We start from the raw sequence: 747 nt of genomic DNA on the forward strand, positions 1-747 counted from the left end.
GATATCTCGTGCGAATTATTCTTGAAATCACTCAAAACATTTATATTGTGGTCATACGCATATCCCAAACGAAGATTGGGAGTCGCAAATATCTCCATGATCATCGCTACGGCATTGCGCTGGTTCAGGTTGTCCTGTAGGTGGTCCATACCAAACTGTACATTCGACCTGTAGGATCCGCCAAGCCAAAGACGCTCATTGAACAGAAACATCGCATTCAGGTCATAACTCGTTGGTGCTCCCTTCACTTCCTTGATCAAAAAACTGGGCTTGAAATCCACAACTCCACCCAAAGGCAACAATACACCGGCCGTCAAATAGTAATGGAAATCATGGAATGCAAGCGATATATCCTCCCTCCTTAGGGAGCCCCTCCCTATCAAATTAAACGTACTAAACCCAGCATAAAACCTATCCGTATGGAAAAACAAACCCGCATTCATGTTCGGTGTGAACAAGTTGACCCTGCCCTCGGGAAGATTCATGTCATCACGCTCATTGGGGTCTAGCATACTCCCGTCTATGGCATACTCGCTCGCCCCTGCACTCACACCCAGGCCAAGAAAACTCTTCCGGCCGGTCTGGATCCTATAGGCATACGTCAACATCCCTACATTCGTCGTCACCGGGCCAAGACGGTCACTCATCAACGATATGCCAAAACCCATAGTCTCCTCGTTCGCACTCAAATCAGCCGTTACGGTAAACGTCTTCGGTGCACCGGGGAATCCTATCCACTGATCACGA

Annotated in this window: 1 protein-coding gene; it reads right to left on the minus strand. The window is 48.2% G+C overall.

Going from position 1 to position 747, the window contains the following annotated elements; translation table 11 throughout:
* Nucleotides 1-747, minus strand: a 747-nt coding sequence (locus MM213_RS21125; protein ID WP_241414787.1) for a PorP/SprF family type IX secretion system membrane protein, incomplete at both ends; no start/stop codon positions are given.

It is taken from the genome of Belliella alkalica, from assembly GCF_022549785.1.
GTDB classification, from domain to species: Bacteria; Bacteroidota; Bacteroidia; order Cytophagales; family Cyclobacteriaceae; genus Belliella; species Belliella alkalica.